The 241-nt window shown below is 78.8% G+C and carries 1 protein-coding gene; it reads left to right on the top strand.

Annotated features, from left to right (window positions below; genetic code table 11):
- On the top strand, positions 1-241 hold a 241-nt coding region (locus QM517_RS18115), incomplete at both ends, for a hypothetical protein (RefSeq protein WP_283289554.1).

Here is a 241-nt window from a genome sequence, read left to right as displayed (position 1 = left end):
GCGGCGTCGGGGGGGGCATCCGGGGTCGCCTTCGACTCCACGGCCGCGCCCGCCGCCGCCGACGGCGTGCAGCTGGCGTTCGCGGCGCGGGAGGTGGAGGCCGAGGCCCCGGCGATCCGTGCGGTGCTGGCCGCGCGACGCCCCCGCGATGCCGGCGACGACGATCCGGCGACCGTGCTCGACGTGCCGACGCAGCGGCGGTACGTACTCGCGGTGGAGGGGGCGATCGTCGTCGATCGCG

This window comes from Microbacterium sp. IEGM 1404 (assembly GCF_030056775.1).
Classification (GTDB): Bacteria; Actinomycetota; Actinomycetes; order Actinomycetales; family Microbacteriaceae; genus Microbacterium.
The sequence above is the reverse complement of the archived record's forward strand: the minus strand, read 5'-3'. Positions and strand labels throughout refer to the sequence as shown.